Annotated in this window: 16 protein-coding genes; 14 read left to right on the top strand and 2 right to left on the bottom strand. The window is 38.7% G+C overall.

Annotated elements, in window-relative coordinates:
- Window positions 1-4: 4 nt before the first annotated feature.
- The 4 genes from CHB68_RS06685 (at window position 5) to CHB68_RS06670 (ending at window position 4980) form a co-directional block, all read left to right on the top strand.
- Window positions 5-1195 carry an acetyl-CoA C-acyltransferase gene (locus CHB68_RS06685; RefSeq protein ID WP_089260088.1) on the top strand — a complete coding sequence of 397 codons (1191 nt, stop codon included), beginning with the start codon at window positions 5-7 and terminating at the stop codon, window positions 1193-1195.
- A 45-nt stretch (window positions 1196-1240) separates the two neighbouring features.
- Window positions 1241-1597 (top strand): four helix bundle protein, encoded by a 357-nt coding sequence (locus CHB68_RS06680; RefSeq protein ID WP_089260087.1) that lies wholly within the window; start codon window positions 1241-1243, stop codon window positions 1595-1597.
- Window positions 1598-1645: 48 nt separating this feature from the next.
- The gene (locus tag CHB68_RS06675) at window positions 1646-3457 is read left to right on the top strand and encodes an acyl-CoA dehydrogenase family protein (protein WP_089260086.1); all 1812 of its coding nucleotides are present in this window, start codon (window positions 1646-1648) and stop codon (window positions 3455-3457) included.
- A gap of 101 nt (window positions 3458-3558) precedes the next feature.
- Complete coding sequence (locus CHB68_RS06670) at window positions 3559-4980, top strand: pyridoxal phosphate-dependent decarboxylase family protein (RefSeq protein WP_089260085.1); 1422 nt, start codon at window positions 3559-3561, stop codon at window positions 4978-4980.
- Here CHB68_RS06670 and CHB68_RS06665 read toward each other — a convergent pair whose 3' ends face one another.
- Window positions 4981-6783 (bottom strand): glycoside hydrolase family 15 protein, encoded by a 1803-nt coding sequence (locus CHB68_RS06665; RefSeq protein WP_089260084.1) that lies wholly within the window; start codon window positions 6781-6783, stop codon window positions 4981-4983.
- A 103-nt stretch (window positions 6784-6886) separates the two neighbouring features.
- On the opposite strand from CHB68_RS06665, the gene CHB68_RS06660 reads away from it, so the two are divergent.
- From CHB68_RS06660 to CHB68_RS06625, 8 genes are all read left to right on the top strand, one after another.
- Window positions 6887-9100: a bifunctional alpha,alpha-trehalose-phosphate synthase (UDP-forming)/trehalose-phosphatase gene (locus CHB68_RS06660; RefSeq protein WP_089260083.1), complete on the top strand. Its 2214-nt coding sequence runs from the start codon at window positions 6887-6889 to the stop codon at window positions 9098-9100.
- 21 nt (window positions 9101-9121) lie between these two features.
- The gene (locus tag CHB68_RS18420) at window positions 9122-10645 is read left to right on the top strand and encodes a nuclear transport factor 2 family protein (protein ID WP_143815177.1); all 1524 of its coding nucleotides are present in this window, start codon (window positions 9122-9124) and stop codon (window positions 10643-10645) included.
- 4 nt (window positions 10646-10649) lie between these two features.
- Window positions 10650-11825, top strand: a complete 1176-nt coding sequence (locus CHB68_RS06650) for an MFS transporter (RefSeq protein WP_089260082.1) — start codon at window positions 10650-10652, stop codon at window positions 11823-11825.
- Between the two features lie 135 nt (window positions 11826-11960).
- On the top strand, window positions 11961-13292 hold the full coding sequence (locus CHB68_RS06645; protein ID WP_089260081.1) for a M28 family peptidase: 1332 nt from the start codon (window positions 11961-11963) through the stop codon (window positions 13290-13292).
- Between the two features lie 45 nt (window positions 13293-13337).
- Window positions 13338-14954 (top strand): M1 family metallopeptidase, encoded by a 1617-nt coding sequence (locus tag CHB68_RS06640; RefSeq protein WP_089260080.1) that lies wholly within the window; start codon window positions 13338-13340, stop codon window positions 14952-14954.
- 101 nt (window positions 14955-15055) lie between these two features.
- Window positions 15056-16171, top strand: a complete 1116-nt coding sequence (locus tag CHB68_RS06635; protein ID WP_089260079.1) for a DUF2914 domain-containing protein — start codon at window positions 15056-15058, stop codon at window positions 16169-16171.
- A 113-nt stretch (window positions 16172-16284) separates the two neighbouring features.
- Window positions 16285-16890 carry a YkgJ family cysteine cluster protein gene (locus CHB68_RS06630; RefSeq protein ID WP_089260078.1) on the top strand — a complete coding sequence of 202 codons (606 nt, stop codon included), beginning with the start codon at window positions 16285-16287 and terminating at the stop codon, window positions 16888-16890.
- Between the two features lie 88 nt (window positions 16891-16978).
- Window positions 16979-17449 (top strand): GAF domain-containing protein, encoded by a 471-nt coding sequence (locus CHB68_RS06625; protein WP_089260077.1) that lies wholly within the window; start codon window positions 16979-16981, stop codon window positions 17447-17449.
- Between the two features lie 79 nt (window positions 17450-17528).
- Here the strand turns inward: CHB68_RS06625 and CHB68_RS06620 are convergent, their stop codons facing one another.
- Window positions 17529-20924: a ThuA domain-containing protein gene (locus tag CHB68_RS06620; protein ID WP_089260076.1), complete on the bottom strand. Its 3396-nt coding sequence runs from the start codon at window positions 20922-20924 to the stop codon at window positions 17529-17531.
- Window positions 20925-21046: 122 nt separating this feature from the next.
- On the opposite strand from CHB68_RS06620, the gene CHB68_RS06615 reads away from it, so the two are divergent.
- Together CHB68_RS06615 and CHB68_RS06610 are read left to right on the top strand one after the other, a co-directional pair.
- Entirely contained in the window at window positions 21047-21643 is a 597-nt protein-coding gene (locus tag CHB68_RS06615) for a YdeI/OmpD-associated family protein (protein ID WP_089260075.1), read from the top strand.
- A gap of 117 nt (window positions 21644-21760) precedes the next feature.
- Entirely contained in the window at window positions 21761-23185 is a 1425-nt protein-coding gene (locus CHB68_RS06610; protein WP_089260074.1) for an amidohydrolase family protein, read from the top strand.
- Window positions 23186-23193 lie beyond the last annotated feature (8 nt).

The following is a 23193-nucleotide window of genomic DNA, read 5'->3' as shown; positions in this document are numbered from 1 at the left end:
GGATATGAAACAAGCATATATAGTAAAAGCATATAGAACGGCAGTAGGAAAAGCGCCAAAAGGGGTTTTCCGTTTTAAAAGAGCTGATGAATTGGCCGCCGAGACCATTCAGCATATGATGAGTGAAGTACCCCAATTGGATAAAAAACGTATTGACGATGTTATTGTGGGCAATGCTATGCCAGAAGGTTCACAAGGTTTGAACATGGCACGTTTAATATCACTTATGGGATTGGATATTGTGGATGTACCGGGTGTGACCGTAAATCGTTTTTGTTCTTCAGGAATTGAAACGATTGGTATTGCAACGGCAAAAATTCAGTCAGGAATGGCAGATTGTATCATAGCAGGTGGTGCAGAAAGTATGAGCTCCGTTCCCATGACAGGTAATAAACCGGAATTAAACTATGATTTGGTAAAATCTGGCCATGAGGATTATTATTGGGGAATGGGTAATACCGCAGAAGCCGTTGCTAAGCAATTCAAAGTGTCAAGAGAAGATCAAGATGAATTTGCTTACAACTCACACATGAAGGCTTTAAAGGCACAAGCAGAAGATCGTTTTCAAGATCAGATTGTTCCTATAAAAGTAGATCAGACATATGTAGATGAGAATGGCAAAAAAGCAAATAAAAGTTATACCGTTTCCAAGGATGAGGGACCAAGAAAAGGTACCAGCAAAGAAGCTTTGGCCGGTTTAAGACCTGTGTTTGCCGCAGGTGGTAGTGTAACAGCCGGTAACTCCTCGCAAATGAGCGATGGTGCCGCTTTTGTTCTTATCATGAGCGAAGAAATGGTCAAAGAGCTCAATATTGAGCCTATTGCACGTTTGGTGAATTATGCCGCTGCTGGTGTAGAGCCTCGTATTATGGGTATTGGACCTGTAAAAGCAATTCCAAAGGCACTAAAGCAAGCTGGTTTAAAACAAGACGACATTGAGTTAATTGAATTGAACGAAGCATTTGCCTCACAATCCTTGGCCGTTATGCGTGAGCTTGACCTAAACCAAGATATCGTGAATGTTAATGGTGGAGCAATAGCCTTAGGACATCCATTAGGATGTACCGGAGCGAAACTTTCTGTTCAATTGTTTGACGAAATGCGTAAGCGTAATATGCAAGGCAAATACGGTATGGTAACAATGTGCGTGGGTACAGGACAAGGTGCCGCAGGTATTTTTGAATTTTTAAACTAAACGATAGAATTTAGATATTAGAATAAAGAGATAAGATTAAGATAAATGGCTTTCAGGCATAACTATAGAAATTTAAAAATTTGGAAGTTAGGGATAAGCATAGCTAATGATATATCTGATACTATCTTAAGTTTCCCTAAGCACGAGAGATTTGATTTGAGCTCACAAATGAGCAGATGTTCTATCTCTATTCCAAGCAATATTGCAGAGAGATCTGCAAGAACAGATAAGTCGTTTAGTCATTTTTTAAGTATCTCTTTAGGTTCATCTTTTGAACTAGGAACACAACTACTAATAGCATATCATAGAAATTATATAACTGATATTAAATTAAAATTACTCGAAGACAAGATTGAAGAATTTCAGAAAATGACCATGGGGTTTCAAAATAGCCTTGTATAATTCTCTTTTCTATTCTCTCAATTCTAATTTCTAAAAACAATTAATAACATGAGTGCAGAAACAATAAATAAAGACATTCTTAGAGGAGGACAATTTCTCGTCAAGGAAACCAATTGTGAAGATATTTTCACCCTAGAGGACTTAAATGAGGAACAACGAATGATGCGTGATAGCACCAAGGAATTTGTTGACAGGGAATTGTGGGCGCATTGGGAACGTTTTGAGAAAAAAGATTATGCGTATACGGAAGAAACTATGCGCAAAGCCGGTGAATTGGGCTTATTGAGTGTTGCCGTTCCAGAATCCTATGGTGGAATGGGAATGGGCTTTGTCTCTACTATGTTGGTCTGTGATTATATTTCTGGCGCTACAGGTTCTTTTAGTACTGCATTTGGAGCGCATACCGGTATTGGCACCATGCCTATAACGTTATACGGTACAGAAGAGCAGAAGCAAAAATATGTACCTAAATTGGCTTCAGGTGAATGGTTTGGTGCATATTGCCTTACTGAACCAGGTGCCGGATCAGATGCAAATTCCGGTAAAACAAAAGCGGTGTTATCAGAAGATGGGAAAACGTATAGCATAACCGGTCAGAAAATGTGGATTTCAAATGCTGGTTTTTGTAACCTGTTTATCGTATTTGCCCGTATAGAGGATGATAAGAATATTACAGGATTTATCGTTGAAAATGACCCTAGTAATGGCATATCATTAGGAGATGAAGAAAAGAAATTAGGAATTCACTCCTCCTCTACCCGTCAGGTATTTTTCAACGAAACAAAAGTTTCTGTGGATAATATGCTCTCAACAAGAGGAAATGGCTTTAAGATAGCAATGAATGCATTGAATGTAGGTCGTATTAAATTGGCGGCTGCATGTTTGGAAGCCCAAAGAAGGGTAATCAATGAAGCAGTAAATTACGCTAATGAAAGAATCCAATTCAAAACTCCCATTGTTAACTTTGGTGCTATAAAAGCCAAATTGGCAGATATGTCCACCAATGCCTATGTAGGAGAATCTGCCTGCTATCGTGCCGCAAAGAATATTGAAGACCGTATTGCTATTAGGGAAAGTGAAGGTAATACCCACCAAGAAGCCGAATTAAAAGGTGTGGAGGAATATGCAATTGAGTGCTCAATATTAAAGGTAGCGGTATCCGAAGATGTTCAACATACCGCTGATGAAGGTGTTCAGATTTTTGGTGGAATGGGCTTTAGTGCAGATACACCAATGGAATCTGCTTGGAGAGATGCAAGAATTGCACGTATCTATGAAGGAACCAATGAAATCAATAGAATGTTAGCTGTAGGTATGCTTGTTAAAAAGGCTATGAAAGGTCATGTAGACCTATTAGGACCTGCAACTGCCGTTGGTGAGGAACTTATGGGAATTCCTTCCTTTGATACTCCTGATTTTTCTGAATTGTTTGCTGAAGAAAAAGATATTTTAAAAAGACTTAAAAAAGTGTTTTTAATGGTAGCTGGATCTGCAGTTCAAAAGTACGGACCTGAATTGGAAAAGCACCAACAATTAATGTTGGCGGCATCTGATATCCTTATTGAAGTATATATGGCAGAATCTGCCCTATTACGTACGGAAAAAAATGCGAAACGTTTTGGTGAAGAAGCACAGGCTACGCAAATAGCCATGTCCAAACTTTATCTTTTCAATGCCGTTGAAAAAATCATCAATAAAGGTAAGGAAGCTATAATCTCCTTTGCAGAAGGTGATGAGCAACGCATGATGCTAATGGGACTTAAACGCTTTACAAAATATACGAACTACCCTAATGTAGTAGCTTTACGCACACAAATTGCCGATAAAGTTGCCGCAGACAATGGGTATACCTTTGACTAGTTCAGATTACCTTTTTGTTGTTTGGTAAAATGAATAGGAACCGCTCTTTTAAGGGCGGTTTTTTATTTGCTCAAATTCTAACATACCGCTAATTTTGAACAATGCACAAGGAACTACTCAAACAAGTATATAGTCCATCTGAATTTAATTCCATTGGCCATTCACTTATTGACCAATTAACCGAACACCTGGAGAACAAGCTTTTTCAATTATCCAGTACGGCGATACCATGGAATACTCCTGAGAACGAGCTACAATTCTGGAAAGAGTTTTTGCACCATGGGGACAAAGCGGATATATTCAAGGAAATAACAAAACATACCACTTATATCCACCATCCCCATTATATGGGCCATCAGGTTGCCCCTCCTGCTCCTATAACCGCTCTTTCTGGATTGATAAGCTCGTTATTGAACAACGGAACAGCAGTTTATGAAATGGGTATGGCGTCAAATGCCATAGAACGCATAATAACTGAAAAACTATGCGAAAAGATAGGATATGGCCCCCACTCTGCCGGGTTCCTTACTTCTGGCGGAACCCTAGCCAACCTAACCGCTTTGTTGAGTGCCCGCAAGGCCATTACCCAAGCAGATATATGGAACAAGGGTATGGTGAACCAACTAGGTATTATGGTTAGTGAAGAAGCTCATTATTGTGTTGATCGTGCTGCGCGTATTATGGGCTTGGGTGCGCAAGGTATCGTTAAAATTCCCGTAACCGATAATTTTGCAATGAATACAGACGTGTTACTTGCAAAATATGAAGAAGCTAAGGCAAAAGGCATTGAAATATTTGCAATAGTTGGTAGCGCACCATCTACGGCAACCGGAATTTTTGATGACTTATCAAAGATTGCCGCATTTGCCCAAAAAATGAATATATGGTTTCATGTGGACGGTGCCCATGGAGGTGCAGGGATATTTTCAGAAAAATACAGGCATACCTTAAAAGGAATAGAACATGCGGATAGTGTGGTGATAGATGGACATAAGATGATGATGATGCCCGCATTGACGACTGCTCTCCTTTTTAAGGATGAAGTCAATGCCAAGGCCACGTTTAGCCAAAAAGCAGACTATTTATTGTCAGACTCGGAACATGAAGATTGGTATAATTCTGGCAAACGTACCTTTGAGTGTACAAAGAATATGATGGCCATCCATTGGTATACGCTACTAAAATTTTATGGTGAAGAAGTTTTTGACGCTTACGTAACCCAATTATATGATATGGGAAAACTGTTTGCGGACCTTATTGAAGATGAGCCCAATTTTGAAGTTGCCATAACCCCAATGTCCAACATTGTTTGCTTTAGATATTGTTCCCCATCTTTGACCTTAGAACGTGAGAATGCGCTAAATGCAAAAATTCGCCAATCTTTGTTAGAAGATGGCGAATTTTATATTGTACAAACCAAATTGAGGCAAAAATTCTATATGAGGATTACCGTAATGAATCCGTTTACGAACATTGCCCACTTTAAGAATCTCTTACAAAAAATAAAAAGATTCGTATTATAATCAATCTCGTAACGACTCTACCATTTGATCTTCACTGTCTTTCTTTGAAAAGTTAATGGCACATTCTATTAACGCTAGATGTGAATAGGCTTGTGGAAAATTACCGAGCAATCGTTTGGTCTTGAAATCTATGTCCTCACTAAATAATCCTAAATGATTGCTATAGCCCAATAAACGCTCAAAATATTCCAAAGCCTTCTTACGCTCGCCAATTTTAAACAAACTATTGATATACCAGAACGTACATACGGTAAAGGAAGAAGATGGCAGTCCAAAATCGTCCTCATTTTTGTAACGGTACAATAGTCCATCATTACTTAACTCTTTTCCAATGGCATGGACCGTACTAATGTAACGTTCATCTTTGGCATCCACACATCCGTAGGATTCCATTAACAAAACTGAGGCATCCAATTCCTTAGAACCGTAAGATTGGGTGTAGGCGCCAACTTCATCATTCCACGCGTTGTCATAGATATCTTTCCATATCTCCGCTCGTATTGGCTCCCATTTTTCAATTTTATGCTTCTTATCAAGCATTTCCGCTACTTTGATCGCCCTGTCCAATGCGGTCCAACACAATACCTTAGAAAATGTAAAATGTCTGTCCTCAGCTCTAAATTCCCAAATACCCTTATCCGCATCTTTCCAGTTATTACTAACGATCCAAACAATTCCTTTGGTAATGGCCCATAGATCCTCCCCGTTATCGATATCAACACTAAACTTTACCATTTGCTCATATATGACATCCATTAAAATACCATAAATATCATTCTGCTTTTGGTGATAGGCCGCATTACCTACTCTAACGGGTTTGGAACCTTTGTAACCGGCCAAGTGATCCAATGTTTCCTCCGTTAACTTCTTCTCCTTATTAATCCCGTACATTATCTGTAGTTTTTCTGCCTTATCCGGGATTAAATCAATAATAAACTGCAAGTAGCGTCTTGCCACATTTTTATGGCCAAGTTCAGATACTACCTTGATTACCATAGATGCATCACGGATCCAACAAAAACGATAATCCCAATTCCTAACCTCACCTATGGTTTCTGGCAAGGAGGTTGTTGCCGCAGCCAGTACGGCACCGGTCTTATCATAACTCAATAACTTTAACGTGAGGGCACTTCGTGAAATTTCCTCGTTGAATTTTTTATAGGTTGGCGTTAAATTGGACCAATTCAACCAATAGACCCTTGTATTTTGTAAATCTAAATAAGCACGTTCCGTAGTAGGCAACAACAGTTTTTCATTATAGCCTATTAATATATATCCATCCTCAGTAAGTTCTATTTGCTCAGAATTTACAATACGTTCTTTAGCAAAGGATGAATATAGAAATATGGTATCAAACTTTACATCATGGGTTAAACTGGCCACAAAATCCTTTTTTATAAAGGATTCCGTTGTTCCTATAGCATATTCAAGCTTTGGATCATATAGTACCGAGAATTTGGGTGTACCGGATACGTATTTAAAATAGCGAATCAATTCTGGCGGAGCATGATATGCGTTACCTTCCTTCCTATACCTTGGCATAAAATCATGGATCTCAAAATGATGTTCCCCAGATTTAAAGGAAGTGATCAATATATTGGTATATGGTTCATATTTCTGGGTAATTTTATAACTATCATCAACATGTATTTCAAAACTACCCCCTATTTCCTCATCCAGTAATTTTGCAAACACAGATGGACTGTCAAATTCTGGCAAACAACACCAATCTATGCTTCCTGTTTTTGATATTAATGCTGCACTTCTACAATTTCCTATTATTCCGTAGTCTAAATTATCCATTCAATAAAATTCTTGATTCATTTGAGGTTTCAATTGGTATTGCCCTCCTTTTTCACGAAATTTAGAAAAATAATTTTCAAGAAGAAGCAAATAAATCTCTTTTATGGCTAAAACTATCATTATCTCAAATAGATTACCTGTTCAATTACAAATTAGCAATGGAGACATTACGGCCGTTCCAAGCGTAGGAGGATTGGCAACCGGTATGAAATCCGTTCATTCTGGTGGAGATAGTCTGTGGATCGGATGGAGCGGACTTACGGATGAGGAAATACCAGAGGAACTTGTTTCTAAAATTGACAGCGCCCTAGCCGAACATGGTTCCAGCAAGGTAAACCTTACCGAAAAGGAAGTGGATGGTTTTTACTATGGTTTTAGCAACAGGACCATTTGGCCCTTATTTCATTATTTCTTGGAATATTCCGAATTTGAACTGGAAAGTTGGGAAATCTACAAAGCGGTCAATCAAAAATTTGCCGATGCCATTTTAGAAAAGGCCAATAACGATGATACGATTTGGGTACATGATTATCAATTAATGCTTGTACCACAAATGGTGCGTGCAGAAAGGCCGGATATTTCAATTGGTTTCTTTTTGCATATCCCATTTCCCTCTTATGAGATTTTTAGAACATTGCCATGGCGTAAAGAGGTACTTTCCGGGCTTTTGGGCTCTGATCTAATTGGTTTTCACACCTATGATTACGAACGTCACTTTTTAAGTTCCGTAAGAAGGCTTTTAGGCTTAGAAGTAAGCTTTAATGATATTTATTTGGATGACCGTATTATTAAGGTGGATTCTTTTCCTATGGGCATTGACTATAAAAAGTTCAGCAATGCGGCCAAAGAACATTCCCAACGAAGCGAAGACGAAAAATCAGAACTTCAAAAAAGGTTGGATACCCATAAGAAATCTGCTCCAGATGCAAAATTCTTTTTGTCCATTGACCGCCTTGATTACACAAAAGGTATAGCCAAACGTCTTAAGGCATTTGAGTACTTTTTGAACAAATATCCGCAGTATAAGGAAAAAGTACGTCTTATTATCCTTGCCGTTCCTTCTAGGTCAAACGTTCCCCAATACCAGTTATTGAAAAGGGAAATAGATGAATTGGTGGGCAGAATCAATGGTGAACTATCTACCGTAAGCTGGACACCTATTTGGTATTTTTATAGGTCTATGCCTTTTGATAATCTGATCGACCTATACACATCATCGGATATTGCATGGTTAACCCCCATTAGGGATGGTATGAATCTGGTAGCCAAAGAATATATTGCTACAAGGACAGATCAGACCGGAGTGTTGATATTGAGCGAAATGGCAGGTTCTGCCAATGAGATGAACGAATCCTTATTGATCAATCCAAATAACTTTGAACAGATCGCCGATTCTTTGAACGAAGCCTTGAACATGCCTAAGGAAGAGCAGATTTCACGTAATGCCCTGTTGCAAAAAAGATTGGAACGCTATAATGTAGAAAAATGGGCCAATGACTTTATGAACTCCTTGATCAATCAAAAACATAATAATCAAACTTATGTGTCTAGCCGTTTATCCGTGGATGTGATGAACGTGATCATGAAAGAGTATAAGAATGCAAAAAGAAGGTTGGTCTTCTTGGATTATGATGGCACGTTGGCCGGTTTTCATAATGACCCTCAAAAAGCTTCACCTGATGAAGCGTTGTACGAACTGCTAGATCAAATTTCTTCACAGGAAAATACGGATATGTATTTGATCAGTGGAAGGGACAAGGAAACATTTACCAAATGGTTCCTTCCCAAAAAATACAATATGATCGTTGAACATGGCGTATGGATCTCACAAGGTGGAGAAGAGTTTAGAATGCTTGAAACGGTCAAAAAAGATTGGATGGAAAAAATTCTACCGGTTCTTGAGTCTTTTGTTGATCGAACACCTGGAAGTTTTATTGAAGAAAAGAATTACTCTTTAGCTTGGCACTATAGAAACACCGATCCAGATTTTGGACAAAAGAGATCGGTAGAACTAAACACGGTATTAACCAGTCTTATAGCCAATGATGATCTCAGCGTTCTAAATGGCAACAAGGTTATGGAAATAAAAAGCAGTAACGTAAACAAAGGTAGAGCCTCTATGCGAGTTTATACGGAGCATGAATATGACTTTGTTTTTGCTATTGGTGACGATTGGACCGATGAATTTATGTTTCAGGAATTACCTGATGACGCCGTAACCGTTAAGGTTGGCAGGCAAAAAACACAAGCTAAATACTTTGTGGACAACACTAAAAACGTGCGTTCCATTTTAAAAAGGTTTGCAGAGAAGCATTGATATTTACCTCAATTTAATTTTATGAAATTTAAGTGTTTTTGGCTATTGCTTAGTATTATGCCCTTTATTCATCTGCAAGCCCAACAAAGCACAGAGGTATATTTGACCAATTTGGAAATGGAAATTGATTCCTTGTATATAAATAATGCCATTAATATTTCCAATAACGAAGGCTATGATAATCAGCCTTCGTTTTTTGATAATGACAATTTGTTATTTGCAGCTACGAGAAACGGTCAAACGGATATTGCGTTGTACCATATTAACGACAGGTCTATTTCATGGCTTACCAATACCCCAAATGGCAGCGAATATTCCCCAGCGAAAATACCTGGGAAAAATGCGGTTTCAGCTATTAGATTGGATGACAATGGTTTACAAAGACTTTATGAATATAATTTGGACACCAATGAACACGGCGTTCTTTTGGATAGTTTAAAAGTTGGTTATCATGTGTGGTTTTCTAAAGACTTACTGGTCTGCACGGTTTTGCGCGAAAATAGAATGGACCTAGTTATATCCAACTTAAAAAATCTTACCAATATTACGGTTCAACAAAATGTGGGCAGATCTTTACATAAATTACCTGATAGTGATCTTATAAGTTATATTTCAAAATCTAACACCACAAATATGGTCAAATCGTTAAGTCCTCAATACTTAAATACAGAGGATATCATATCATTGCCAGAAAATTCAGAAGATATTAGTTGGTTGAAAAACGGAAGCCTAATTACTGCTTTTGACAATAATATTCTATCGTTTAATCCAAAAAAGGATAAGAATTGGAAAATGGTCTACCAAATCAATAATCCAGATGTGAACAGTATCTCTAGGTTGGCCATAAGTCCGCAAGGAAATTATTTAAGTTTTGTTTCCAATGATTCACAAAAAAGAATTGTTGACCAGCAAGTTGAAACGTTCAATGCCCGAGATGTCAATGCATTTGCAAATTGTTTTTCCGAAAACGTTATTGTATCTAATTATCCAATGGATACACTGTATGTTGGACGACAAATTCTCAAGGAAAAATATCAACGTTTCTATGATAGAACACCGTCTGTAGAGGTAAAAGTCGCCTCTAGGATACATCTGGGGCAGACCGTCATAGACCAAGAACAGGTTACCATTGGTGGAAAACAGCATCAACAAGTTGCAATATATAAAGTTGATGGACTTATAAACAGTATGACCTTTATCCAGGATTTACCCACTAAATATGATCCGGAAATACTTGTACAACGCCAGCTTGAAGGTTATAACCAAAAAAACATCAATACTTTTTTAAGCCCGTACGCTGAAAATGTAAAAATTTATGGTGACAATGGCGTACTTAGAACAGCGGGTATTGAAAACATGCGAAATCGATATTCTGATTTTTTTGCAACGACACCAGACCTACACTGTGAATCAAAGAATAGAATCGTGATCGGTAATATTGTCATAGATGAAGAATTTATAACTGCCAACGGTAAGTCCTTCTCGGCAATAGGTATTTATGAAATTGAACATAATAAAATAGCCAAGGTTACCTTTTTACATTGATCTATTGAAGCAAACGCTACATATACTCCCTATTATAATAGTTTCACAGTTTGCCTGTACCTCAACTTGGTTTGCGGGCAATGCCATTATACGATCGTTGGCCAAAAATTTAAATTTTGGTCCTGATATTGTTGGTTATGTCATCTCATCAGTACAATTCGGATTCATAATAGGCACATTGATTTTTGGAATTCTAATGATTGCCGATCGATTTTCGCCCTCAAAAGTTTTTATGGTGTGCGCTTGTTTGGCTGCTTTATCCAATTTAACCCTTATTGCACCTAATTTGAACATCTCTGGTTTATTGCTTGCTAGATTTGGTACCGGCTTTTTCCTTGCCGGTATCTATCCGGTAGGAATGAAGATTGCAGCCGATTATTATGAAAAAGGACTAGGGAAAGCTTTGGGCTTTTTGGTGGGCGCCTTGGTTTTAGGTACTGCATTTCCTTTTCTAATAAAAGGTACATCTTGGGCAAATGATCCTAATAGTGTTATAAAGCTTACTTCTGGTATAACCGTCTTGGGAGGTTTTCTACTAGTAGCACTTGTACCTAACGGTCCCTACAGGGTGGCAAGCACCTCTTTACAATTAAATGCAGGTCCAAGACTTTTCAAAAATCATGATTTTAAAAAAGCCGCTTTTGGGTATTTTGGCCACATGTGGGAGCTTTATGCCTTTTGGGCATTTACCCCTATTGCCTTGCAATGGTTTTCTAATAAGACCGACAACGATTTATCGGTTTTTTTATGGACGGGAATCGTAATTGCGCTCGGTGGGCTATCCTGTGCTTTTGGAGGAATGATCTCTCAACGTATAGGAAGTAAAAAGGTTGCATTGAAAGCGTTGCTTACATCCGGCATATTCTGTTTTATTTCGCCCGTAATATTCGTATTGCCCGTATATCTATTTTTGACATGTTGGTGTTTATGGGGAATAGCCGTTACAGCAGATTCTCCTCAGTTCTCTAATCTGGTAGCCTCTTCTGTATCCCCACAATTAAAGGGTACAGCGCTTACTATTGTAAATTGTATTGGTTTTGCAATTACTATTGTTAGTATTCAGCTCCTTGGATTGCTTCAAACAATTATCCCAATTAATTTGTTATTCATACTGCTAGGTATAGGCCCATTATTAGGTGTCTACTACCTCATCCAAAAGAAAACGAAAAAAAGCTATTGAAAACAACTCTTTAAAACTTTTTAATTACGGTTAGACCGGATATAGTTTTTCGCATCAAATTATGGCCGCCCTTATATTTTACTTAATTTTAGAAGCAAATTGCCAACACTATATTTTCCTATTAAAAAACTTGAAATGAAAAACCTTTACCTATTCCTATTTTTAGCTTTTACGTTTGTAATAAACGCCCAGACCGATCAACGCATTTATGATATTATAGATGCAGTTTCTGCCGAACGTATTAAAAACGATGTTACCAAACTGGCAAATTTTGGTACAAGGCATACATTAAGCGATACGGTTTCCAGTACCAGGGGAATTGGTGCTGCAAGAAGATGGATCAAAAGCGAATTTGAAAAAACCTCAGCTGCATGTAATGGTTGTCTAAATGTGTTCTTTCAAAAAGATTTGGTAAAAAAAGGAGCCAATCAACGTATTGTAAAGGATGTTGAAATTGTAAATGTCCTGGCAATACAAAAAGGAACAACTTATCCTAATAGATTTATCATCATGAGTGGTGATATAGATTCACGTGTTAGTGACCCTACCAATTTTACAGATGATTCACCGGGCGCAAATGATAATGCTAGTGGAATGGCCGGTACCTTAGAGGCTGCCCGCGTACTTTCTAAATACACCTTTGAAAACAGTATAATCTATATGGGACTTTCCGGAGAGGAACAAGGTCTCTTTGGCGGTGGTGGCGTAGCTCAATACGCTAAGGACCAAGGCTGGGAAGTTATCGGTATTTTTAATAATGACATGATAGGTAACATTAAAGGTGTGGACGGCACAATCAGCAACGTAGATTTTAGAATTTTTTCAGAGCCCGTTCCCCCTACGGAAACAGAAGAACAAAGAAAGGCAAGACGTTTTTATGGAGGTGAAGTAGATGGCGTTTCTAGACAATTGGCTAGATATGTTCACAAAAACGTAACGCTGTATATGCCCGAAATGAACCCAATGATGATATACCGTCTAGACCGTTTTGGTCGTGGTGGTCATCACAGGCCATTTAATGACGCAGGTTTTCCAGGTATACGTATCATGGAAGCCCATGAAAATTATACCCAACAACACCAAGATATACGTGTAGAAGATGGCATTGCCTATGGTGATGTACTGGAACACGTAAATTTTGAATATGCCGCTAAACTGACCGCGGTAAATGCTATCAACCTGGCATCACTGGCCTGGGCGCCACCAGCACCTATGACCGTTAAGATTGGCGGTATCGTTCAGCCTGCGGCAAAATTTCAATGGAGTAAGGTAAATGGTGCCAAAGGTTACAAAATCTATTGGAGGGATACTACTTCCCCTACTTGGGACAATAGCCGTTATGTTGGCGATGTCACTGAATTTGTTTTGAACGGTATTGTAATCGATAATTATTTCTTTGGCGTATCTGCAGTTGGTGAAAACGGATTTGAAAGTCCCGTTGTATTTCCAAATGGAATATTTAGGTAAACACCTTTTAACATTATTGAATCCCAAACTATTTTAATCGCAAACATGAGAAAAACAGCATTTGCAATTTGTTTAGGTCTTGCTGGACTTTTACAAGCCCAAACTTTTACTGAACAAGATACCCTTAGAGGCAGCATAACTGCAGAACGCGCTTGGTGGGATTTAAATTACTATCATTTAAATATTGAAGTTGACCCTGCCGAAAAATATATCAACGGTACCAACACTATACGTTACAAAGTATTACAACCGCATCAGGTCCTACAAGTTGACCTACAACCTCCTTTGCAGATTGAAAAAGTTATGCAAGACGGAAAAGTTTTGGATGTAGAGCATAACGGCAATGCCCATTTTATTACATTGACAAAACCACAGATTAACGGTGATTACAATGAGGTAATTATCACATATTCCGGAAAGCCCAAAGAAGCGGTCAATGCTCCTTGGGATGGCGGATTTTCTTGGAAAAAAGATAATAACGGCAAAGATTTCATTGCCACTTCCTGCCAAGGTCTGGGAGCAAGTGTATGGTGGCCCAATAAAGATCACATGTATGACGAGGTAGATAGTATGTTGATTAGTGTAAAAGCCCCAAAAGGTCTAATGAACGTATCTAATGGACGACTAAGAAGTATCGACAAAGAAACCAATACCTATCATTGGTTCGTTTCCAATCCTATTAACAATTATGGAGTAAATGTAAATATTGGAGATTACGTTCATTTCGATGAAATATACCAAGGAGAAAATGGTGCCCTGGATATGGATTACTACGTTTTAAAGGATAATTTGGAGAAAGCAAAAGAGCATTTTAAAGATGCCCCAAAAATGATGAAGGCTTTTGAACATTGGTTTGGTCCCTACCCGTTCTATGAAGATTCGTTTAAGCTGGTTGAAGTACCTTATCTAGGCATGGAGCATCAAAGCTCCGTAACTTATGGCAATCAATATCTAAAAGGGTATTTGGGTAGAGACCTATCACGATCTGGATGGGGACTAAAATTTGATTTTATCATTATCCATGAAGCGGGTCATGAATGGTTCGCCAATAATATCACCTATAAGGATGCAGCGGATATGTGGGTGCATGAAGGTTTTACCTGCTATTCTGAAAGCCTGTTCTTGGACTATCATTATGGTACTGAGGCAGCGAACGCTTATGTTCAGGGTATTCGTAAAAATATACGCAACGATAGACCAATCATTGGTATATACGATGTTAATTATGAAGGTAGTGGAGATATGTATTATAAAGGCTCCAATATATTACATACGTTAAGACAGGTTGTCAACAACGATGAAAAATGGCGCACGATACTACGAGGTCTAAACAAGGAATTTTATCATAAAACAGTTACTACGGCACAGATTGAAACATATATTGCCGAGCAGATGGACTTGAACTTAAAACCTTTCTTTGACCAGTATTTACGTACTGTTGAAATTCCTGTCCTGGAATATAAAATTAAGGACAATAAATTCATGTACCGGTACACCAATACTAATACAGACTTTAGGCTTCCTATACGTATTTATTTAGAAAACAACCCCTTTTGGATCAAACCTGGCAATAAGTGGCAAACCAAAAAACTTAAGGGCGATCTAAGTACACTAGCAGTAGACCCAAATTTTTATATCAATAGCCAACAGGTAAATGAATAACAAGCGTATTAAGTACAATGGTTATAAGGTATAAATGTTGGCCTTAGCGTCAAGGGTGCACAAATAATTGTGTTATTTTTAGTGCATACCATCCTTAATCAATGAAAAGAACTTTCGTAAAATTTAGAAATAGTGCTTTTAGAAGTTTTATTCGAAGGCATTCTAAATACGCCCCCATCCTTTTCTTCATTGGGGGTTTTATATTTGACACATTGACCTTAGGCCGCATAGATCGTACTTATGACCTAACGGTTCTATGCCTACACATGACATCCCTTTCCATTACCCTTTACCTCTACAATTTGGCAGACGACGGTAAATGGAAACATACATTCCTTGAACGATATACAGAGTATCTGCCCTTGGCAATTCAATTTTTCTTTGGAGGTCTTTCCAGTGCGTATGTCATCTATTTTTCAAGAAGTGTCTCCTTATCCAAAACGGCATCATTTTTTATAATTCTGGTCCTATTATTGATTGCCAATGAATTTTTAAAAAAAAGAATCTCCAACAAATACCTGCAATTTGGGGTTTATTATTTTATCAGTTTTACCTTCTTTGCATTTATGGTACCCGTATTCCTAAAGGAATTGAACAATATGGTCTTTTTGATTTCTGGCGGAATAAGCCTATTATGTACCTTGGTTCTTTTGACCTTTATTTACAGTAAAAGTCCTAGCACAAGAAAAGAAATACAATTAGGCAAGATGATCGGTATTATATTGGTCATATATGCGGTAATAAATCTGTTCTATTTTATGAAGCTCATACCTCCGGTACCCCTTGCCCTGGATAAAGGAATCGTAGCCCATAACATTGAACTGAAGAATAATGAATACCACGTTACTTATGAGGCAGAAGATTCTTATGTTTTCTGGCGAAAACATAATTTGGAATTTAGCTATACTCCAGACCAGAATGTCTATATCTTTTCTTCAATCTTTGCTCCTACCAATTTAAAAAAAGCGGTTTTTCATCGTTGGAGATGGTATAACCCAAAGACCGAAGAGTGGGAGAATTTAGATGACATTGGTTATGATATTACCGGTGGTAGAGATGGAGGCTTTAGAGGATATACGTTCAAAAATAATATTAGGCCCGGGGAATGGGAAGTACAAGTGCTAACCGAGGAAGAGCAGGTCTTGGGGGTGATCGGGTTTACCATTATTGAGAGAAATACCAATTATGGCAAAAAACTAAAAACAGAGCGATTTTAGTTGGTTTTACTACGTACCCCCATTCATTTATAGTAAAAAAATTCATAATTTTTCAAAGCTTTTGGTCGTTGTATGCAAACTTAGCCTACCTTCGTTCCCCTAATTTTTATTGATTGTCAATATACCATAAAGTCCGAGCCGTAGAACGTGTTTTCTACCAATTGGAAAAGGAGGTGGGCTCCTTTCAAAAATCCACTGGGTTAGGCTGTGTTGCCGGTTGCGGCAAGTGTTGCACAAAACCGGATATCAATGCCACTGCTTTGGAATTTCTACCTTTTGCCTATTCATTATTCAAGAATGGAGAGGCGGAGCTATATTTGGACCAATTGAACAATGATCGCTCTACAACACTTTGTCCTATACTGAATTCAATTTTATCCCCCGGGGAAATAGGTTTTTGTTCAGATTATGCACATAGGGGTCTAATTTGTAGACTATTTGGTTTTTCAGCTATGCTCCACAAGAACAATAAGCCTACGCTAGTAACATGTAAACCTATTAAGGAAGGAAAACCGGAAGCCGTCCTTCATGCAGAAAGACATATTGCCGCAAATAAAAATTATCCCCTAATCAGTGATTATTACATGCAACTTAGGTCAATAGATGCTTCATTGGGAGAAGAACTATACCCTATTCGCATAGCTATTGCAAAGGCCATTAACGCCGTACTAGGCTATTATGCTTATCGCAGACCGCCCAGAGGAACTAAAGTTGCTTAAAATATATATGACTTCAAAAAGATAAAAATGTACATTTATTGGTCTAAATAAGATACAACCCCTTTAGTGGGCATGAACACAAATTATAATGAGTATTACTTCTGAAATTCCTAAAACAATAACTGACGAATTAGGGAATGATCACCCAAATTGGGAACTGGTCTTAAACGCCACCTTGAATTTTTTCGATTGTACCACGGGTACCATACATACACTTGACCAAAACTCACTATTACAATTGACGGCCCATAAAGGAATTCCCGAATTCTTAATACCTAAACTTACCACCATCCCCATAGGAAAAGGTATGGCCGGTATTGCTGCAGAACGAAAAAAACCAGTAGAAATGTGCAATTTACAAACCGATGATTCTGGTGTAGCCAGACCCTCTGCCAAGGATACTAAAGTAGAAGGTTCATTGGCCGCACCCCTATTACATGACAATACCCTTTACGGTACTATTGGAATAGCAAAACCTATCCCCTATGACTTTTCCGAAAAAGAAATATCCCTATTGATGCAAATTGGAAAATTGATCAGTAAGAAAATGATCAAATAAAAAGTATGTAAACAATAGAATCTAATTATATATCAAAAAAAAAGCCCGCTATTAGCGGGCTTTATCATTTTTGAATTTCCTATTTAAAAATAGCACTGGTCAAGGCCAGCTGTGAAAGTTCCTTACCTTCCTCCCCTTTAAAGGTTACATAATACGGGACGGTACCTGAAATCGTTCCCGTTATGGGAACTGTGAACATGGTACCTTGCGTGCCTTCTGGCTGTGCATTTAATCTTCCAGATCCAACAAGAGGACCATCTGGAGTGTTCTCATGGATTTCAAAATCAAAATACATAGTAGGAGGCGATTGCCATCCAGCGGTAAAAGAAACTGATTTTACTCCTTTTAAAGATATGTCTTCCAACATGAACCAACCGCTAGATTTTCCTATCAGCAGTAAATCCATGCCACCAAATTGCATAGCCTGCATTCCGTCAAGCTTCATCTGGTCATTAAATTTTAAGGTACTGCTAGGTATTGCTATTGATTTGGAACCTGTTAACGGTATGGTACCTTCCCCACCATCATCCGTATAACTTGCCGTAATTACGAGCATATGCCCTGGTGTAGTCGGTGCTGCGGTTATACTGCCTTTGGCAGGTAATGATTTCTCCTTCTTCTGCTCTCCGGACAATGAAAGAATATATAACGCAATCTGTCTAGACTCATCTGAAGTAATTTTTGGGTGTGCGGGCATGGTAACCTCTCCCCAAACACCACTACCACCGGTAACGATTTTACCCTGCAGATATCTGGCGGCATCACGCCTATCCTTATACTTCATTGCAATATCCTTATAATTTGGTCCTATGGACGCTTCTGCTTCCTTATGACAGGTTTTGCAGTCCATTGCCTGTGTAAGTGCTTTTCCGGTCACCGCCGCTGATACCTGCTGATGTCCTAAATTCATAGCTACTTTATCCATGCCTTCCAAATAATCGACACTAACAAAAATATTGTCCGAATCTATAGGAGTCCCATCGGCGTCAGTAACGGTAACATCGTAAGCTATCTTTTGTCCCGGCAGGTAAAAAGAGGGGGTTTCCCCACCTAATGATATATTAATCTCCGGCCTTGAATTTCCTGCTACAATACTTGAACTTTCACTTGTAGCGGACGCTCCTTTATCATCGCTAACGGTAACGTTCAATTTATAGGAACCTGCATCATTATACGTGTAATTTACACTTGGATCCGTCGTTTCCTTGGTATTTCCGTTTCCAAAATCCCAAAGATATTGTACGGCATCGCCCTCACGATCATTGGATACTACATTGGCCGTTACGGTCAACGGTAATTTACCCGATGTTTTATCAATTGTAACTTCGTTTATTAAAGGTGGCCTGTTTCCGCCATTGAACTCTATGTATCCCAAGGCTGAATTTGCATTCTGTGAAAACCATCCACTACCATATTCCAACAAATAGATCTTACCATTGGGACCTACTTCCATATCTATAAGGTTGTTCAGTTTTATTTGGGGTGCAAATGGCTCCATTTTACTAAAACTGCCATCCTCCGCTAAATGAACGGCAAACATCCACCCACGCATCCAATCATATATTATGACCTTGCCGTCATAATAACTCGGTAGTTTTTCATCACCTTCATATAAATCGGAATAGTATGTTGGACCGGCCATTGCATTTCTACCACCAGTTGTTGTTTGTGGAAAGCTAGCGGACTCATCATAAGGGTAATATACATAAGCTGGTATTGCTGGTGGTAATTCATTTAGCCCCGTATTGTTTCGGGAGGTGTTCATTGGTCTTTCCGGATTAAATTCCTCACCAGTTTCGCCCGTTTCATAGTTATATTCCTTGTAAGCAAAGTTGTCCCCAATAAATAAAGGCCAACCAAAATTGCCCGGTTTACGCGCCTGGTTCATTTCATCATATCCTTTAGGACCTCTTGTGGACAAACTATCTGCCCTGGCATCTGGCCCTACATCTCCCCAATACAGATAGCCCCTTTTGATATCTACGGATATCCTATACGGGTTTCTATGTCCCATGGTATAAATTTCCGGTCTTGTTTTCTCGGTTCCTACGGGAAACAAATTTCCTTCTGGAATAGCATAACTACCGTCTTCATTGACCTTAATCCTTAAAATCTTACCTCGTAGATCATTGGTATTGGCCGATGTTCTTCGGGCATCATATTGTTCATGACCCGGGGTATCGTTCAACGGGGCAAACCCATTGTTTACATATTTTTGGTCCGGCTCATTAAATGGTGTAGAATTGTCTCCCGTTGAAAGATAAAGGAGATTATCGGGTCCAAAGGCAATGGATCCTCCCGTATGGCAGCATATTTCCCTTTGGGAATCTACTTCAAGAATCACTTGTTCAGATTCTAGGTCAAAATTACCGTCCTTATATTTAAAACGCGATAATCTATTGACCCAATCATCTCCTGTTGGTGCGTAATATAGATAGATCCAATTGTTATTTTCAAAATCAGGATCTTTTTGTAGGCCCATTAATCCCTCTTCCGCATTTACTCCCGGGGTGTTCAAGGTTTTGCTGTACACATCCAATTTTGCAACCTCGGTCAATGCTTTTGTCTCATCATTATATAAGATAACTTCTCCCCTACGTTGGGCAATCAACACATCACCATTGGGCAAAACGGCCATTTCAGTAGGTTCAAAAAATCCTCCTTCATTTAATGTAACCTTTGCAAAACGGTCAGCATCTGGGGGTATTTGTGACGATACCTTGGAATAGTCCAAATTTAAATTGTTACCAATGGCATATTGTATTCCGCCCAATACATGTTTTAGAAACAGCTCCTCGGAAAAACTGGCATCGGTATGGCCTCCTCCTGTATAAAATGCGCGTCCTCCATCAAAATCATGATACCAAGCAATAGGATGGAAATCTCCATTGGCCCCTCCTTCATAAGTTGACTCGTCCAAGGTCATCAATACCTTAACTTCTGGATTGATATTTTTGTAATTGTAGAGTTCATCTGTCCTGTTCCAAACCGTGTCCGTGAAAAATTCCGTGGCTTTAAAGGTATTGTCCTTAATGATAAAATCCGCCGTAGGCGTACCACTAGGATGGCTTAGAAATTGGGCGCCGGCAAGTTTATTGTACCATCCCCAGTCATATTCCGTATCTGCCGCTGCATGAATACCCACATAGCCACCCCCGGCCTGTATATAACGTTCAAATGCTGCTTCTTGATATTGGTCCAGCACATTGCCCGTGGTACTTAAAAAAATAATGGCGGCATACTGCCCTAAATTTTCCTCGGTAAAGAGTGATGCATTTTTAGTGGTATCTACCACAAAGCCGTTCTCCTTACCCAATTTTTGAATTGCCGCTATCCCGGCAGGAATAGAAGCATGTTTAAACCCCATGGTTTTAGAGAAGACCAAGACCTTAGGTTCTCCCTCCCGTTTATTGCCACCACAAGAGACAATAGTAAGTGCAAAGCCCAAAAGCAGCACCAGTAACATTTTTTTCATACGTAAGTTGTTGATTAGTTGTTGTTGAATTGCTAAAAGTAGGGCGTGTAATTGTAAATACCAATACTTTAAATACCAAAGATTGTATTTTTATGAAAATTTAACCCTTAAAATGTAGGATTATGACAAAAATACCTGAATTCTATTTCAAAAATGATACTGAATTTAGAGAATGGCTACACAATAACCATATGCAATATACGGGGATACATCTCATTTTTTATTCCGTTGCCCATATAAATGAAAGCATGCGCTGGGAAGAGGCGGTACAAGTAGCTTTATGTTACGGCTGGATAGACAGTACGGTTAAAAGTTTGGGTAACGGTAAGCGCAGGCAATATTTTTGTCCTAGAAAACCTAAGAGCGTTTGGAGCAAAGTCAACAAAGACCATATTAAATTTTTGAAAGCTGAAGGTCTTATGCACTCTGCCGGATTGGATGCCATACAAGTTGCAAAGCAGAATGGTTCCTGGACCGCTTTGGATGATGTTGAAAGCGGAATAATCCCCAAAGACCTTCAAATAGCCTTCAATGCCAATGCACAAGCTTTTACCCACTTCAAGAATTTTACCCATAGCCAACGGAAAAGCTATCTGTATTACTTGAACCAAGCCAAAAGACAAGAAACCAGAGATAAAAGAATTATAGAAATTATTTACCATTGTGATCAAAACCTTAAATACAGAGGCAATGGAGGTTGGCAAACTTCCAAAAAATAAAAAACAGCTTATCCGTAACCCTTAGTATAAAATCCTACATGTTATAAAATGCCGTTTCCTTTAAAAGAATGATCTATCATATATTCTTTTTACCTTTCCTTGACCAAAATACAATACATGATGAAAATTTGGAAAACGGGAAAGATATTTACCGCAGGTGCAATCATATTCCTTTTTGGTTGTAAGGAAACTAAACCAACCTATGATGTAGTTTTTAAAAACGGAAACATCATCAACCTAGAAGATGGTAGTATTGTCAATGCCGATATTCTGATAAGGAACAATAAAATTGATACCATATCCACAAACACCGACTTTAATTCGTTTGAGGCCAATACCATAATAGATGCCAAGGGCAAATATATTGTCCCCGGCTTTTGGGACAACCACACACATTTTAGGGGTGGCGACTCGTTAACAGAAGCAAACCAAAAGTTTTTAAACCTTTTTATGGCCAATGGAATAACCACGGTCAGGGATGCTGGCGGAGATTTAACGACTGCCGTTCTTTCATGGCGTAAGGCCATTGCCGAAAATAAAATGATCGGTCCAAGAATTTTTACATCAGGACCAAAAGTTGATGGCGTTGGAGCTACTTGGGCCGGTTCTTTGGAAGTGGACAGTGACAATGATATTGCAAAAGTGTTGGATTCATTGCAATCCATACCCACAGACTTTGTAAAAATCTATGATAGCCGCATTACTGCGGACCATTACTTGCAGACCATTGCAGAGGCTGAAAAAAGAGGTCTAATTACATCTGGTCATATGCCCTTTACCGTTGAATTGGATGCTACAATTAATGCCGGTATAGATGCCATTGAACATTTATATTACATTATGAAAGGTTGCTCTACCAAAGAAAAGGCTATTACCCAGCAACTGCTAAAAAATGAAATTGGATTTTGGGATGCCATGCCCTTACTACAGTCTTCCTTTGCAGATTCAACTGCCTTAAGAACATTCAAGAACCTTAAGGATCATAACGTATTTGTGGTACCTACCCTTCATATAGGAAGAGTACTTAGTTATTTGGATGAAGTAGACCATACCAATGACGACTATCTAAAATATATTACACAGGGCGTACAAAAAACCTATAGAGGAAGAATTGCGCGTGTAGAACATGCTACGGAACAACAAGTTGCGGACCGCAAGGCATTGGACCAATTTTTTGGGGAACTTGCCCTTAAACTTCAACAAAACGGCGTATCCCTCTTGGCGGGTTCGGATAGTGGTGCCTTCAATAGCTATACGTACCCAGGTATTTCCCTCCACAAAGAAATGGAAGCTATGGTCAACATTGGTATTTCACCATTAGATGCGTTAAGGGCTTCCGCGTACAATGGTGCCCTATTTTTAAAACAGGATGCCGATTATGGAAGCATTGCGGCCGGTAAATACGCAGATATTGTTTTACTGAACAACAATCCGCTGGAAAACATTAGACATACTAGAGATATCTTTATGGTCCTGTCCAACGGAAATTTACATACAGCATCAGATCTGCAACAACTTTTAAAAGAGGCCGAAGTCAATTAAACATTATA

Source organism: Maribacter sedimenticola (assembly GCF_900188415.1).
In the GTDB taxonomy this organism is placed as follows: Bacteria; Bacteroidota; Bacteroidia; order Flavobacteriales; family Flavobacteriaceae; genus Maribacter; species Maribacter sedimenticola.
This window is presented reverse-complemented; position numbering and strand designations above follow the sequence as displayed.